Raw genomic sequence first — 15,230 nt, forward strand, 5'->3', positions numbered from 1 at the left:
TTGCGCATCGCCCGGGGCGGGCTCGCCGCGCGGCGGCGTGCCCTGCTGCGTGGTGCCGATCAGGTGGCGGATCGCGACCGCGTCGAGCGCGTCGTCGATCGATTCGAGCAGCGCCGGCGAGGCCGGCTGGCGCGCATTGGATTCGGCGCAGGCGGTGTAGTGCGCGGTTACGCCGGCCAGCACGCGGTCGATCGCCTCGGGCACGTCGCCGTCGAGGCGGCGCAGCGAGCGGTGCAGGTCGAGCGCGTTGAGCGCGACGCGCAGGTCGCGGAAGGTCTCGATCGAGGGATGGCGGTGATCGTCGGACGCGGACAGGCGCGGCAGCAGTTGCGTGACGCGGTCGAGCATGCGCGAGGCATGGTTGCGCTGGTCGGCGATCGGCTGGCGCGAGGCGGACTTGGCGACGTCCTCCCAGCTCGAGCGCAGCAGCCGGCGCGCCGCCAGCTCGGCGCCGAACGGGCGCGTGGCGCGGGTCCAGACGAAGGCATAGAGCAGCCCGGCGACACCGGCGATATTGCTGTTGAGGAACACCAGGAAGTCGGCCGAGTAGGCGTCCTGGATGCTGATGAAGGTGGCGGTGTTGACGGCCACCAGCATCGTCACGAGATTGAACTGCGGGCGCGGGATCAGCGTGCCGATCAGGATGAAGGGCCCGGCGAAGATCAGCACCAGCATCACGAAATCGTGAACGTGCGGCAGCACCACGAACAGGTAGAGCCCCGCGAACACCACGCTCGCGCAGGTCGCCAGGAAGAAGCGGAACACCTGCGGCGCGGGCTCGTCGAGCGCGGCGAAGAAGCAGCAGGCCACCGCCGCCAGCGTGACCGCCCCGGCGCCGTCGTTCCAGCCCGAGGAGATCCACAGCCAGCAGGCGAACACGATCGCGCCGCCCGCGGTCAGCGTGGAGAACAGCATCATGCCGCGATCGTAGAAGCGCTCGGTGCCGCCCAGCCGCCAATGGCGGTAGCGCGGCTGCCAGACGCCGGCCTCGTTGCCGATCAGGGCGCGCAGCGAGCGGCAGTCCTGCCACACGTCGACCACCTGGCGCAGCCGCCACAGCGCGTTCGACAGCAGCGCGCCGTCCCAGCTCACCATCGCGTCGCCGGTCGGCTGCAGCGCGGCGATGCGCTCGCGCAGCCGGTCCGCCACCGGGTCGGCGATCGCGCCCGTGGCATCGGCCGGCGCCGGCAGCGGCGCGTCGAACCAGCGCGCCGCGTCGGCCAGCAGCGATTCCAGCTCGGCCGGTAGTTTCTCGAGCTCGCGCATCAGCGCGACCAGCGGATCGGCGAGCGCCGACATCAGCGGCATGAACAGTTGCATGCGGCCGTGCAGGGCCTCGGCGCGGGCCAGCACGCGCGGATGGGCGTGATCGTAGCCGAGCTGGCTGAGCAGGAATTCCAGCGCGTTGAGGGTGGCGGCAAGGCGCTGCCGGCAGGCCGACAGCGCCTTGCCGGCCAGGTGGCCCGAGAGCGTCTCGCGGCCGTAGAAGGCGGCGTCGCGGAACCAGCCGTCGGCGCGCTCGATCAGGGTCGGCGCGAGCCGGTTCGGCAGGATCGCGCTGCCCACCACGCTGGCGCAGACGATCCCCAGGATGATCTCCTCGGTGCGCGCGATCGCCACGTCGAACACCGTGGTCGGATCGGTGACGGTGGGCAGCGCGATCAGCGGCATGGTGTAGCCGGCCAGCAGGAACACGTAGCTGCGCGCGGTGCGGTCCGACATCGCCAGGTAGAGCAGGGTGCCGGTCCACAGCGCCACGATCACGCTGAACAGGAAGGGCGTCTCGACGAAGGGCGGCACCAGCAGGATCGCGGCCGAGGCGCCGAGCGCGGTGCCCAGCGCGCGGTAGAGCGCCTTCGAGCGGGTCGCGCCGACGAAGGGATTCGAGACGATGTAGACGCTGGCCATCGCCCAGTAGGGGCGCGGCAACTGGAAATAGAGGCCGAGGTAGAGCGCCAGCATCGAGGCGGCGAAGGTCTTGCCCGAGAACAGCCAGTCGCGCAGGCTCGGATAGGTCATGGCGCGCCCCGATCGCCGGCATCGCCCGAGTCGTTGAAGGCGTTCAGGACTCGCAGCGTGGCCTCGAGATCGGCGCGACTGACCGACTTCAGCACGCGCGCACGCAGCACGCGCAGGTCTTCCTCCATCTTCGCCGTGACGGCGCGGCCCTCGTCGGTGAGCGTGACGGTCTTGGCGCGGCGATCGGCCGGGTCCTCGTCGCGGCGCGCCAGGCCCGCCGCGCAGAGCTGGTCGAGCAGCCGCACCAGCGAGGGCCCCTCGATGCCGACGTGCTCGGCGAGCGTGACCTGGCGGACCGCCTCGCCGAGCCGGCCGGCGATCAGGAGCGGCGTGGCGCAGGCCTCGGACACGTTGTAGGCGGTGAGCAGCGAGTCGCTGGTCCGGCGCCACTTGCGGGCGGCGGTGACCAGGGTGCTGCTGACGGCCAGGCGCAGGGCATGGAGATTCGACATCCGGCGGATGATATCGGAATTCCATTCGATAGCAAACTATCGGTTTGAGGTAAACGCTTTACGAGTCGGTCAGGGGGAGGGCACGGGCGGCGCCTGCCGATGCGATCGATGCAGCCGGCAGCGTAGCGCGCGCTCGATGTCATGCCGATGTCGTCCGCCGCCGCGAGCATGAGGCGATTCGATTGCTTCCCGGGCGCGACGCGGCACGTTTCATGCTGCGCCGCATGATCCGGGCGGTGGCGGCGCGCCCACCATCCAGGCCGGCGGCCGGGCCGGCGAGGGCGGCGCTTCATGCTGCGGCGCATTCGAGCCGCGCCTCGACTTTCGAATCGGGTCGGATGTGCTTAAATTTCGAGATTGCAGCCGGCCCGCGCCCCGAGCGGGCCGGATTTCCTTCAGCCCCGAGAGCCGCGAGGAGTGCGCGTGAAGAAGCCACCGGTCGTCACCTATGTTCGTCCGCGCCAGCGTGCCCAGACGCTGGCGATCCGCCGCAACCGCAAGATGGCGCGCTCGGTGCACGCCTATGTGCGCGGCAACACGGCCCGCTATTACGAGTGGCTGGCCGACGCGAAGGTCGGCACGCTGCCCGAGGGGCCGGCGATCTGGATCTGCGGCGATTGCCATACCGGCAACCTCGGCCCGGTGGCCAACGATGCCGGGGAGATCGAGATCCAGATCCGCGATCTCGACCAGACCGTGATCGGCAATCCGGTGCACGACCTGATCCGGCTCAGCCTGTCGCTGGCCACCGCCGCGCGCAGCTCCGACCTGCCGGGCATCGTCACGGCGCGCATCATCGAGCAGGTGCACGAGGGCTACATGCACGCGCTGGCCGCCGGCAAGCGCAAGCGCGCGGCGATCCCCAAGCCCGACGTGGTGCGCATCGTGATGCGCACCGCGCTGGAGCGCACCTGGAAACACCTGGCGCGCGAGCGGCTGATGGGCGTGAAGCCGGTGCTGCCGCTCGGCAAGCGCTTCTGGCCGCTGTCGCGTGCCGAGTCGAGCGGCATCGCCTCGCTGGTCGACACGCCCGCCATCGCCGAGCTGGCCGTCGGCCTGCGCGGCAACCGGCCGGCCGAGCATGTCGAGCTGCTCGACGCCGCCTACTGGGTCAAGGGCTGCAGCTCGCTGGGGCGGCTGCGCTACGCGGTGCTGCTCGACGTCGACGGCGCCGCCAGCGAGGGCGACGATCTGTGCCTGGTCGATATCAAGGAAGGCACCACGGCGCTGGCGCCGCGCTATCGCGACAGCGAGATGCCGCGCGACAACGGCAAGCGCGTGGTGGAAGGCGCGCGCCATCTCTCGCCCTATCTCGGCAACCGCATGTGCGCGGCGACGCTGTCCGAGCGTTCGGTGATCGTGCGCGAGCTGCTGCCGGCCGACCTCAAGCTCGAGATCGGCAGCGTCGACGAGGCCGAGGCGCTGCGCATCGCGCGCTACCTGGCGCACGTGGTGGGCCTCGCCCATGCGCGGCAGATGGATAGCACCACCCGCACGCGCTGGCTGGCGGAGCTGAAGCGGGGGCGCTCGAAGACCATCGACGCGCCGTTCTGGCTGTGGCGCAGCGTGATCGAATTGATGGGCAATCATGAGGTGGGCTACCTCGAACACTGCCGCCGCGTGGCGGCGCAGCGTGCCGGCAAGCGCTGAGCACGGCCGGCGGCGAAGCGGCCGAGCGGCCCGCCGGCGGCGGGACCGGACGAGGACGAGGACGAGGACGAGGACGAGGCAAGGACGAAAATCGATGAAGACCTTTCATTGCGGCAACTGCGGGCAGTTGGTGTTCTTCGAGAACGTGCGCTGCGAGCGCTGCGAGGCGCCGCTCGGCTACCTGCCCGAGGTGGGCGAGGTGGGGGCGTTCGAGATCGACGCGTCCTCGGGCCAGTGGCGCAGCCTGCATCCCTCGGTGGCCGGGCAGCTTTACCGGCCCTGCCATAACTATTCGGTCGAGAACGTCTGCAACTGGATGGTCCCGGCCGATTCGCCGGCCAGCTATTGCGAGTCCTGCGCGCTGACGGAAACCATTCCCGACCTCTCCAACCCGGACAATCGCCCGCTCTGGTATCGCACCGAGGCGGCCAAGCGGCGCCTGGTCTACACGCTGACGATGCTGGGGCTGCCGGTGGAATCGCGCCTGCTGGCGCCGGAGCGCGGCATGAGCTTCGCCTTCAAGGCGGCCACCGAGAGCGAGCCGGTGATGACGGGCCACGCCAATGGCCTGATCACGCTCAACCTGGCCGAGGCCGACGATGCCGAGCGCGAGCGCGTTCGAGCGGCCATGCACGAGCCCTATCGCACCCTGGTCGGGCATTTCCGCCACGAGATCGGCCATTACTACTTCGATCGCCTGATCGTCGGCAGCGCCTGGCAGGAAGCCTTTCGCGAACGTTTCGGCGACGAGCGCGCCGACTACCAGGCCGCGCTCGACGCGCATTACCAGAACGGCGCGCCGGCGGGCTGGGAGGACAGCTACATCAGCGAATACGCGAGCATGCATCCCTGGGAGGACTGGGCCGAAACCTGGGCGCATTACCTGCACATGGTCGACACGCTCGATACCGCGAATGCCTGCGGGCTGGTGCTCGATCCCGACGACGACAGCCTGCCGCATCTCGACGACCAGACCTCGGTCGACGAGGCCAGCTTCGGCAACCTGATGCGGCGCTGGTTTCCGCTGACCTATGCGCTGAACAGCCTGAATCGCAGCATGGGCGTGGCCGATGCCTATCCGTTCGCGCTGTCGCCGGCGGTGGTGGCCAAGCTGCGCTTCGTGCACCACGTGATCAGCGCGACGCGCGAGGCGGCGCCGGACGAGGCGAGCGGCGCGCGGGCGGCCGGCAGCGAGGAGGTACGCGACGAGGCGGCGGGAAAGCCGGGCGGATCGACCTCCTGAACGGAGTCGCCGGGCGCCGGGCGAGTCAGTCGCCGGAGCGGGGAGAGTAAAGGCGAATCAGCCGATCGAGGTTGTCATGCGCCAGCGTCGTGAGCGGCGCGAATTCATCGGACAGGAACAGCGGCGTTTGCGAGCGTAGCTGCATCAGCGCCCGAAGCCGGCCGTCACGGAACGGCGCCGAAGGCGCCGCGGGCGTTTGCCCCCATTCGAGCGCGATCTCGCGGTCGTAGGCCAGCAGGCGCTCGGGCGTCGCGGCCAGGATCGCCAGGTCGGCATCGAGGAACAGCGCGGCCGCCTGCCGGCGCGACGGATCGGCAAGCGCCGAAGCCGGCAGCCGATGCGACTTGGTGGCGAGCACCAGTTCGCAGGCGAAGCGCAGCGCGTCGGCATGCTCGCGCTGCCAGGCGGGCGGGCACAGCGCCGCCGCCGTCGCGGCCAGCCACGAGGCGCTGCGCGCTTCGTTGTCGGCGTAATCGGCAAGCGTGGTGGCGTAGACGATGTCGTGCGCCCAGGCCGCCAGCTCGATCGCCAGCCGATGTGGCGCGTCGCGGTAGGGCGCGAGCTGCTCGAACAGCTCGGCCAGGTGCGCGAGCGTGTGGTAATGGCGCTGCGGCTCGCGATAGGCCTGCTCGACCAGCGGCCAGACGGCGGCCGTGCCGAAGCAGGCCGCGCATTCCTCGCGCAGGACGCCGAGCGTGGCGTCGTCGATCATGCCCGAGCCGCCGCGCCGATCTCAGGACTCGTTGCCGGTCCCGGCCGTGCCGCGCGGGCGGCGTGCCCGCGTGGTGCCGCTGCGCGTGGCGCGGGCGCGCTTGGCAGGCGCGGCCGGTGCCGCCTCGTCGTCGGCCGCCGCTTCGCCCGTGCCGGACAACAGGTCCTCCGGCGCCGCGGTTTCGGCCGCGGCATTCGTTTCCACCGCCGCGGCCGCGGTTTTCTTCGCGGCTACCTTGCGTGCGCGAGCCGGCGTCTTCTTCGCGCGGGTCGACTTGGCGGCCGTGGCCGTGGCCGGGGCTTCGTCGGCCTGCGTCGCCGCCGGCAGGTCGTCGGCGTGATCGGCGAAGGCCGGCACCACTTCGTCCGGCATGGCCGGCGTGCTCTCGACCACCACCGGCTCGGCCGGCGCGGACGCTTCGTGGGCCGGCGCGTCCTCGATCAGCGGCATCTGCTCCGGCTTGCGCGAGCCGCGTCCCTTGCCGTGCCTGCCTTCGTCGCGCTTGTTGGCGTGGCGGCGCTCGCCGTCGTGCCGCGCTTCGCGCTTCGCCTCGGCCTGCACCGGCTGGGCGAGCGCTTCGGCCTCCGCCTCGCTTTCCTGGCGACGGCCGCCGTCCTGGTGCACGCGGCGCTCCTTCTGCTGCTTGTGCTCCTTCTGGTCGCGATGACGCGAGCCGCCGCCATGCCGCGCCGGCTGCTGCGGTGCCGCTGCCGGGGCTTCGCTGCCGCCGAGCGCCTCGTCGGCCTTCGCCGCTTCCGCGCCGAAACCCGGCTCGGCCGCCGCGCCCTGGGCCGGACGCGACACATAGGTGCCCGACTTCTCGTCGCGGCCGATCTCCAGCAGCCCGTGCGCCTGCGCCTCGTCGAGCAGGTTGCCGAAGGCGCGGAAGCCGTAGTAGGTCTCGTTGAAACCCGGCTTGCGCCGCTTGATCGCGCTCTTGAGCACCGAGGCCCAGATCTTGCCGCTGTCGCTGCGCTCGGAGGCGAGCGCGTCGAAGGTCTCGACAGCGATGGTGATCGCCTCGAGCTTGCGCGCGTCGCCGTCCTGCTTGCGCTGCTTGTCGTCTGCCGCGCGCTTGCCGCTGTCGGCGCCAGCGCGCGACTCGCGCTTGGCCTGGGCGCGCTGCAGTTCGCGGGCGAGGTCGTCGTAGAAGATGAATTCGTCGCAGTTGGCGACCAGCAGGTCCGAGGTCGAGTTCTTCACGCCCACGCCGATCACGCGCTTGGCGTTCTCGCGCAGCTTCGAGACCAGCGGCGAGAAATCCGAGTCGCCGCTGATGATCACGAAGGTATCGACATGCGATTTGGTGTAGCAAAGATCGAGCGCGTCGACCACCAGCCGGATGTCGGCCGAGTTCTTGCCCGACTGGCGCACGTGCGGGATCTCGATCAGCTCGAAGCTCGCCTCGTGCATGGCGCCCTTGAAGGTCTTGTAGCGATCCCAGTCGCAATAGGCCTTCTTGACCACGATGCTGCCCTTGAGCAGCAGTTTCTCGAGCACCGGCTTGATGTCGAATTTCTCGAACTTCGTGTCGCGCACGCCGAGCGCGATGTTTTCGAAGTCGCAAAAGAGCGCCATGTTGACGCTGTCCTGAGGCAAGGCCATGAGTTCTCCAACCGTAGGCTCGCCGAACCGGCGAGCGCTGAAATTGCGCACATGATAGCGGGCTTGGGTGGGCGATGACCGCGCGCGGGTGAAAAAGGCCGGCCGAAAGCGGCCGTCGAGCGGGGCGCGCGTCGCGCGTCGGTTGCTGCCTGCGCGTGCTCAGGCGCGCGGCTCGCGCAGCCGGCGGATCGCCTGCCAGGCGCAGCCGGCCGTGGTCGCGGCCAGGCCCGCGAAGCTCACCATCACGCCCAGCGCGAAGCCGGCCGGCATCTCGCCGCTGTCGGGCGTGTCGGGGCGCGCGAATACCGCCGCCAGCGTGCCGGCCGCGATCAGCGCGAGGCAGGCCACCCAGTAGAGCCGGCCGCGCGTGGCGCGCAGCGCGTGCCAGCCGGCCCAGCCCAGGCCGAGCAGGTAGAGCAGCGCGAGCGTGCCGAGCGCGATCAGGTCGGTGGCGGTGGCGGCTTGGGCGAAGCTGGAGGAGGCGGGCATGAGGGCAATGTCAGGCGGGACGGGAAGCGGATAAACAGCCGGCGACAAGCGGATAAACGCCGGTGGCTGGTGGACCAGCGCGGCGGACTCGCACCGCGGGCAAGCACGACAGGCAAGCGGCGCCCGGGGGAAATCGACCGCGAGCCGGCAGCCAGGCGGCGTCGAGCCCGAAGCGTGACTGTATCGGCGGCGCGGGGGCGAACGCAAGCCCGGTGCAAGCCGGGGCCGCTCTGTCTAGAATCGGGATTTTCCGCCATCGGACCTCGCCATGACCGCTGCCTCGCTCGACCCGACCGCTTTCTCCCTCGATGCCGCCTCGCTGGCCGCGCGTCTCGATGCCGTGTTCGACCAGGCGCTGCGCGAACGGCGCCTGGTCGGCGCGGTGGCGATCGTCGCGCGGCACGGCGAGATCCTGTATCGCCGCGCCCAGGGGCTGGCCGATCGCGAGGCAGGTCGGCCGATGCGCGAGGACACGCTGTTCCGGCTCGCCTCGGTGACCAAGCCGATCGTCGCGCTGGCGGTGCTGCGGCTGGTGGCGCGCGGCGAACTCGCGCTCGACGCGCCGGTCACGCGCTGGCTGCCCGAATTCCGGCCGCGGCTGGCCGACGGCAGCGAGCCGATCGTCACGATCCACCACCTGCTCACGCACACGTCGGGGCTCGGCTACTGGCTGCTCGAGGGCGCCGGCTCCGTGTACGACCGGCTCGGCATCTCGGACGGCATCGACCTGCGCGACTTCGATCTCGACGAAAACCTGCGCCGCCTCGCCTCGGCGCCGCTGGCCTTCGCGCCGGGCAGCGGCTGGCAGTACTCGCTGGCGCTCGACGTGCTCGGCGCGGTGGTCGAGCGCGCCACCGGGCAGCCGCTGGCCGCGGCGGTGGCGTCGCTGGTCGCCCAGCCGCTCGGCATGCGCGATTGCGGTTTCGTCTCGGCGGAGCCCGAGCGCTTCGCCGTGCCTTACCACGACAGCCAGCCGGAGCCGGTGCGCATGCGCGACGGCATCGAGGTGCCGCTGCCGGAAGGACACGGCGCGGCCGTGCGTTTCGCGCCCTCGCGGGTGTTCGAGCCGGGCGCCTATCCCTCGGGCGGCGCCGGCATGTACGGCTCGGCCGACGACGTCCTGCGCGCGCTCGAGGCGATCCGCGCCAATCCCGGTTTCCTGCCCGAGGCGCTGGCCGACGCGGCGCGCCGCGACCAGGCCGGCGCCGGCGCCGAGACGCGCGGCCCCGGCTGGGGCTTCGGCTACCTGAGCGCGGTGCTCGACGATCCGGCCGCGGCCGGTACCCCGCAGCACGCCGGCACGCTGCAATGGGGCGGCGTCTATGGCCATTCCTGGTTCATCGACCGCGCGCTGGGGCTCAGCGTGCTGCTGCTCACCAATACCGCCTACGAGGGCATGTCGGGCCCGCTGACGATCGCCTTGCGCGACGCCATCTACGCGCGCTGAGCGGCACGGCATGGCTGGGGCCGCCCCCAGCCTGCGCCGGCGCACGAAAAAAGGCCGGGACATCAGCCCCGGCCTTCATTGCCTTGCCGAGCCGGCTACGCCGGCCGGTCATGCCGGCTTCACAGATCGAAGAACACCGTTTCCTGCTCGCCCTGCATGCGGATGTCGAAGCGATAGACGCTCACGCCGTTCGCCGTGCTCTCGCGACGCGCGATCAAGGTCGGGCGGCGCGCCGCCGGCACCGTCTCGAGCACCGGGTCCGCCGCGTTGGCGGCCGATTCGTCGTCGAAGTAGAGGCGCGTGAAGGCATGCGTGAGCACGCCGCGCATCATCACCGTGACGTCCACATGCGGCGCGCCGGCGGCGGTGGCGGCCGGTTTGACGGTGCGCACCACGAAGCGATGCTGCGCATCGGTGCCCGTGCCGACCCGCGCGAAACCCGTGAAGCCGCTCGTCGCCGCCTCGGCGCGCGAGGCCGGGAAGCGGCCGCTCGCGTCCACCTGGGTGAATTCCAGCATGGCGTCGAGGATGGTCTTGCCGTCGCCGTCGAACACCTGGCCGATCAGCACGATCTGCTCGCCCGCCGCGTGCGGCTCGGCGATATCGGGCGAGAACAGGCTCTTCATGTCGAAGTTGTACTGCTCGGGGCAGAGGCCGTAGGCGAAGTAGGGGCCGACGGTCTGGGAAGGGGTCTGTTTCAGCGTCGTCATGATCAGCGCTCCATCGGGGTGGCGTCGCGGCCGCGCAGCACGATGTCGAATTCGTAGCCGAGCGCGTAGCCTTCCTCGGTGACGTCGAGCGTGAAGCGCGACACCAGGCGATCGCGCGCCTGTTCCGGCGTGCCCTGGAAGATCGGGTCGTATTGCAGCAGCGGGTCGCCCGGGAAGTACATCTGGGTGACCAGGCGCGAGCCGAAATAATCGCCGAACAGCGAGAAATGGATGTGGTTGGGGCGCCAGGCGTTCGGGTGGTTGCCCCAGGGATAGGCGCCGGGCTTGATGCTCAGGAAGCGGTAGCGGCCCTGGTCGTCGGTCAGGCAGCGGCCCGCGCCGAGGAAGTTCGGGTCGAGCGGCGCGTCGTGCTGGTCGGCCTTGTGGACGTAGCGGCCGGCGGCATTGGCCTGCCAGATCTCCACCAGGGTATTGCGCACCGGCTTGCCGCCCTCGTCGAGCACGCGGCCCGTGACGATGATCCGCTCGCCCAGCGGCTCGCCGTTCTTCACGGCATTGCGCGTCAGGTCGTGGTCGAGCGCGCCGAGGTCGTCGGTGCCGTAGACCGGCACGAACTGGTTGCGCAGCTTCTCCTTGAGCGGCACCAGCGGCTGCGTCGGGCCGCGCTTGATCGAGGAACGGTATTCGGGGTGCACATAGGCGGGATGCGAGGGCCAGTCGCGCGGGCTGAGGATGGAATCGTCCATCGCGGTGTCTCCTGTCTGGTATTGGCGGGGATGACGAGACTTTAGCCAAGAGCGAAAGTTATGCAAAATGACGTTTCGTCTTATCTCGTATAACCAGACGTTATGGAAAACCGTATCGCCGACGGCCGGGTCAAGTTCCGGCACCTGCAGTGTTTCCTGGCCGTGGCCCAGCTGGGCGGCGTGCAGAAGGCTGCCGAAAGCCTGTCGATCACGCAGCCGGCGGTCTCGAAGACGATTGCCGAGCTGGAGTCGCTGCTCGGCGTGAAGCTGTTCGAGCGCGGCCGGCAGGGCGCCCGGCCGACCCGCGAGGGCCAGTTGTTCCTGCCCCACGCGAGCGCCTGCGTGCTGGCGTTGCGCCAGGGCGTGGGCCTGCTGGCCGGCGAGAGCGGCGAGGCGGCCGCCACGCTCGAGATCGGCATGCTGCCGACCGTGGCCGCCTCGCTCGCGCCGGCCGTGATGAAGGCGCTGACCACCCGGCTGCCGCGCGTGATCGTGCGGATCGCGACCGATCCCAACGCGCGGCTGCTGGAGCGCCTCAAGTCGGGCGAGATCGAATGCGCGATCGGCCGGCTCTCCGAGCCCGAGCGCATGATCGGCCTGTCCTTCGAGCAGCTCTACAACGAGCCGCTGGTGGCGCTGGTGCGCGCCGGCCATCCGCTGGCCGGCCAGCCCGCGCCGGCCGGCGAACTGGGCCGCTATCCGGTGGTGGTGCCGCCTTACGGCACCCTGATCCGGCAGTCGGCCGAGCAGATGCTGGCCGCCTGCGGGGCGCCGCCGCTGGAAGCCTTCGTCGAAGTGCTGTCGGTCTCGGTGGGCCGCGCGCTGGCGCTTGAAAACGATGCCGTCTGGTTCGTACCGCGATATGCGGCCGAATACGACCTGGCCGCCCGCACCCTGGTGCGCCTGGCGTTGCCGGCCGAGGGCGCCGACGAGCTGGTGGGGCTGATCCTGCGCACCGACGCGCGCCCGTCGCCCGCCGCGCAGGCATTGATTGACGCGGTGCGCAATGTTGCGCGCGATCGTTTCGCGCGTTTCGCGACACGACGTACGGGAACCCGCAATCGACGTGGTTCCGCGGCGCCGCATCGGTGATAATGGCCGCTCGGCACACTTCACGGATACCGCTCCGCTCGGCGGTCCGCACGACAACGATGGATGACAGTACTGCCGGACGGCGCGGATGGAGAGATCCGTCGCCCCGGATGCCGCTGGGATATCTGGTGATCGCGGGCGGCGTCGCGATCGCCCTGGTGATGATGACGATCTGCGCGGCGATCCTTCGGGACAGCCGCGTGGACGCATTCGAACGCGCGCAGGACGGGGCGCGCAACACCCTGCTGATGATCGAGCGCGACGTGGCGCGCAGCCTCCATATCGACGACCTGGTCCTGCAGGGCGTCGCGGCCGGCCTGCGCGACCCGGCGCTGGCGGGCTTGCCGGTCGGCATGCGGCGGCGCCTGCTGTTCGATCGCGCGGCAGCGGCCAACGACATCGGCGGCATCTACGTGCTCGACGCGAACGGGCGCATGACGCTGTCCTCGAACGATATCGACACCGGCGACGAGCGCTTCGACGACCGCGATTTCTTCTCCGTGCAGCGCGACGATCCCGATGCCGGCCTGTTCGTCAGCAGCCCCTACGCGACGGTGCTGCACGGCGAGGATCCCAGCATCGCGCTGTCGCGGCGCCTGAACGGCCCGGACGGCAAGTTCGCCGGGGTGGTGGTGCTATCGGTGCGGCTCGAGTATTTCCGGCGCCTGTTCGCCGGGCTCACGCTGGGCCCGCACGGTGCGATCGCGCTGATCCACACCAATGGCCGCCTGATCATGCGCGCGCCCAGCGACGCCACCCTGATCGGCCGCGACCTGCGCGGCACCGGCCCCTATACGCGGATGCTCAGCGGCGGCAGCTCCTTCGTCGACACCGCCTCGATCGACGGCGTGCGCCGCAGCTACCTGTTCCAGCGCCTGCCGCGGCTGCCGGTGATCGTGCAGGTGGCGGTGGCCGAGCAGGACGTCTATGCCGAATGGCGCCGCCGCGCCTGGCGCTTCGGGATCCTGACCGGCGCCTTCGGCATCGCCTTCGTGGTGCTGAGCGCGTTCCTGGCCCATTCGCTGTGGCGCAAGTCCGAGGCCGAGGCCGCGCTGGCGCGCCTGGCCGGCACCGACAGCCTGACCGGGCTGCCGAACCGGCGCTCGCTGGATGCCTCGCTCGAGCGCGAATGGCGCCGCGCGGTGCGTGCGAGGCGGCCGCTGGCGATCCTGTTCGTCGATATCGACCACTTCAAGCGCTACAACGACGAATACGGGCACACGCTCGGCGACGAGGTGCTGGCCTCGGTATCGGCCCGCATCGCCCAGCAGGCGCTGCGCTCTCACGACGTGGTGGCGCGCTACGGCGGCGAGGAGTTCGTGGTGGTGCTGCCCGATACCGACAGCGCCGGCGCACGCACCGTGGCCGAGCGGATCCGCGATTCGGTGCGCCAGCTCGGGATCGAGCATGCCGGCGCCGAGTCGGGTTACGTGACGGTCAGCGTGGGGGTGGCGACCTGGCGCCCCGATGCCGGTTACCCGACCAACGTGGCGGTGGTGATCGACGCGGCCGACCAGGCGCTGTATCGCGCCAAGGCCAGCGGGCGCAACCGCGTGTTCGAGGCCGAGATGGCCTGAGCGGCGCGAGCGCGTCGTCTTTCTCTTCGAGGCCGGCTCCGGCCTCGTTTTCCCTTCAATGCCCCAGCGCGGTGCCGAGGCTCGTGTCGAGCCGGTGCCGCTGCTGCAGTTCCGCCAGCCGCGGCAGCGCGATGCCGAGTTCGGCCGCCGTCGCGACCGGGTCCTCGCCGTGGCGCCGCATGGCCGCGTCGAGCGCCTGCCGCTCGGCCGCCTCGAGCGTCTCGGCCAGCGTGCGGGGCGCCTGCGCGGCGTAGTCGCCGAGATCGAGATCCTCGGCCGACAGCACCGGATGCTCGGCCATCACCATCGCGCGGCGGATCCGGTTGATCAGTTCGCGCACGTTGCCGGGCCAGGCATAGCGGTACATCGCGTCGATCGCACAGGGCGAGAAGCCGCGGATCCGGCCGCCGCCGTCGGCGTCGAAGCGCTGCAGGACATGGCGTGCCAGCACCTCGATGTCGCCGCCGCGCGCGCGCAGCGGCGGCTCGTCGATGCGCAGCACGCAGAGCCGGTGGAACAGGTCGGTGCGGAAGCGTCCCTCGCGCATCGCGGCGTCCAGGTCGACATGGGTGGCCGACAGCACGCGCACGTCGACCGCGATCGACTCGCGCCCGCCGAGCCGCTCGATGCGGCCTTCCTGCAGGAAACGCAGCAGGCTCGCCTGGCTCTCGTGCGGCATGTCGCCAATCTCGTCGAGGAACAGGGTGCCCCCCTGCGCGGCCTCGATCCGGCCGATCTTGCGCTGGGTCGCGCCGGTGAAGGCGCCGCGCTCGTAGCCGAACAGCTCCGATTGCAGCAGCGCCGGCGGGATCGCGCCGCAGTTGATCGGCACGAAGGGCGCCTGGCGGCGCGCCGAGCGTTCGTGGATCGCCAGCGCGGTCAGCTCCTTGCCGGTGCCCGATTCGCCGGCGATGAACACGCTCGCGTCGGTATTGGCCACCTTGCGGATGGTGCGGAACAGCGCCTGCATCGCCTCGCAGGTGCCGACCATCTCGCCGCCGCCAGCTTGGCCGGCATCGGCCTTGCCGCCAGGGCTCGCGCCGGCCGGCCCCGCATCCTGTGCCGCGGGTTCGTCGAGCCGGGCCATGCCGTAGGCGTGGCGTGCCAGCAGGTCGAGCGTGGCGGGCGGGGCGCCCGACTTCAGGTAGTCGAAGCAGTAATGGCGCACCAGCCGCCGCACCTCGGGCCGGTCGAAACCGGCCGCCTCGGCCAGCGCGATCCAGGCGGTGGCCGGGCAGCGCAGGGCGCCGTCGAGCGCGGCCAGTTCGTCGTCCGCCAGGTCGTCGAGCGCCACGATGCCCGCCTGCGCGCGCCGAGGCGCGGGCCGGCGCGCGAACTCGGCCGGCGAGGCCGCCAGGCTGACGCTCCAGCCGTGCTGGGACAGGAAGGCGACCAGCACCGGATCGGGCCGGCGTGCCAGGTAGACCAGGGCGCGCGCGCCCTCGGCCGTCTCGGTGGCGGCGCGGCGGCGCCGGGAGAAATCGGCGGCGATGACGCCGGGAGGAACGCGGGATTCGTGCACGATGG

13 protein-coding genes are annotated in these 15,230 nt (G+C 70.9%); 5 read left to right on the forward strand and 8 right to left on the reverse strand.

Translation table 11 applies throughout. From position 1 onward, the window contains the following. Nucleotides 1-2,019 (reverse strand): FUSC family protein (locus F3J10_RS11080; protein ID WP_240155519.1); only part of this gene is annotated, 2,019 nt, incomplete at its 3' end. Continuing rightward, nucleotides 2,016-2,471, reverse strand: a complete 456-nt coding sequence (locus F3J10_RS11085) for a MarR family transcriptional regulator (protein ID WP_025098968.1) — start codon at nt 2,469-2,471, stop codon at nt 2,016-2,018. The genes F3J10_RS11085 and F3J10_RS11080, both read right to left, overlap by 4 nt. 423 nt (nt 2,472-2,894) lie before the next feature. Here F3J10_RS11085 and F3J10_RS11090 point away from each other — a divergent pair, with 423 nt between their 5' ends. Both F3J10_RS11090 and F3J10_RS11095 read left to right on the forward strand, forming a co-directional pair. Then, a complete protein-coding gene (locus F3J10_RS11090) occupies nt 2,895-4,121 on the forward strand; it encodes a DUF2252 family protein (RefSeq protein ID WP_025098967.1) in 1,227 nt (408 codons plus the stop codon). Between the two features lie 94 nt (nt 4,122-4,215). Beyond that, nucleotides 4,216-5,364, forward strand: a complete 1,149-nt coding sequence (locus F3J10_RS11095) for a putative zinc-binding metallopeptidase (RefSeq protein ID WP_167242077.1) — start codon at nt 4,216-4,218, stop codon at nt 5,362-5,364. Between the two features lie 25 nt (nt 5,365-5,389). Here the strand turns inward: F3J10_RS11095 and F3J10_RS11100 are convergent, their stop codons facing one another. The 3 genes from F3J10_RS11100 to F3J10_RS11110 form a co-directional block, all read right to left on the reverse strand. Beyond that, nucleotides 5,390-6,076 carry a hypothetical protein gene (locus F3J10_RS11100; protein ID WP_167242078.1) on the reverse strand — a complete coding sequence of 229 codons (687 nt, stop codon included), beginning with the start codon at nt 6,074-6,076 and terminating at the stop codon, nt 5,390-5,392. Nucleotides 6,077-6,097: 21 nt separating this feature from the next. Continuing rightward, nucleotides 6,098-7,681: an NYN domain-containing protein gene (locus F3J10_RS11105; protein ID WP_167242079.1), complete on the reverse strand. Its 1,584-nt coding sequence runs from the start codon at nt 7,679-7,681 to the stop codon at nt 6,098-6,100. A 159-nt stretch (nt 7,682-7,840) separates the two neighbouring features. Beyond that, nucleotides 7,841-8,170: a hypothetical protein gene (locus F3J10_RS11110; RefSeq protein WP_167242080.1), complete on the reverse strand. Its 330-nt coding sequence runs from the start codon at nt 8,168-8,170 to the stop codon at nt 7,841-7,843. A 268-nt stretch (nt 8,171-8,438) separates the two neighbouring features. Between F3J10_RS11110 and F3J10_RS11115 the strand changes: the two genes are divergently transcribed. After that, on the forward strand, nt 8,439-9,617 hold the full coding sequence (locus tag F3J10_RS11115) for a serine hydrolase domain-containing protein (protein ID WP_167242081.1): 1,179 nt from the start codon (nt 8,439-8,441) through the stop codon (nt 9,615-9,617). Between the two features lie 119 nt (nt 9,618-9,736). Here the strand turns inward: F3J10_RS11115 and pcaG are convergent, their stop codons facing one another. Together pcaG and pcaH are read right to left on the reverse strand one after the other, a co-directional pair. Then, entirely contained in the window at nt 9,737-10,327 is a 591-nt protein-coding gene (pcaG, locus tag F3J10_RS11120) for a protocatechuate 3,4-dioxygenase subunit alpha (RefSeq protein WP_167242082.1), read from the reverse strand. Between the two features lie 2 nt (nt 10,328-10,329). Further along, on the reverse strand, nt 10,330-11,034 hold the full coding sequence (pcaH, locus tag F3J10_RS11125) for a protocatechuate 3,4-dioxygenase subunit beta (protein ID WP_025098961.1): 705 nt from the start codon (nt 11,032-11,034) through the stop codon (nt 10,330-10,332). Nucleotides 11,035-11,136: 102 nt separating this feature from the next. Here pcaH and pcaQ point away from each other — a divergent pair, with 102 nt between their 5' ends. Then, on the forward strand, nt 11,137-12,126 hold the full coding sequence (gene pcaQ / locus F3J10_RS11130; protein ID WP_167242083.1) for a pca operon transcription factor PcaQ: 990 nt from the start codon (nt 11,137-11,139) through the stop codon (nt 12,124-12,126). A gap of 110 nt (nt 12,127-12,236) precedes the next feature. Beyond that, nucleotides 12,237-13,703 (forward strand): sensor domain-containing diguanylate cyclase, encoded by a 1,467-nt coding sequence (locus F3J10_RS11135; RefSeq protein WP_025098959.1) that lies wholly within the window; start codon nt 12,237-12,239, stop codon nt 13,701-13,703. A 55-nt stretch (nt 13,704-13,758) separates the two neighbouring features. Here the strand turns inward: F3J10_RS11135 and F3J10_RS11140 are convergent, their stop codons facing one another. Continuing rightward, nucleotides 13,759-15,225, reverse strand: coding sequence for a sigma-54 dependent transcriptional regulator (locus F3J10_RS11140; RefSeq protein WP_167242084.1), 1,467 nt, complete (start codon nt 15,223-15,225; stop codon nt 13,759-13,761). Between the last annotated feature and the right edge of the window lie 5 nt (nt 15,226-15,230).

It is taken from the genome of Burkholderia sp. Cy-637 (assembly GCF_011753175.1).
In the GTDB taxonomy this organism is placed as follows: domain Bacteria; phylum Pseudomonadota; class Gammaproteobacteria; order Burkholderiales; family Burkholderiaceae; genus Burkholderia; species Burkholderia gladioli.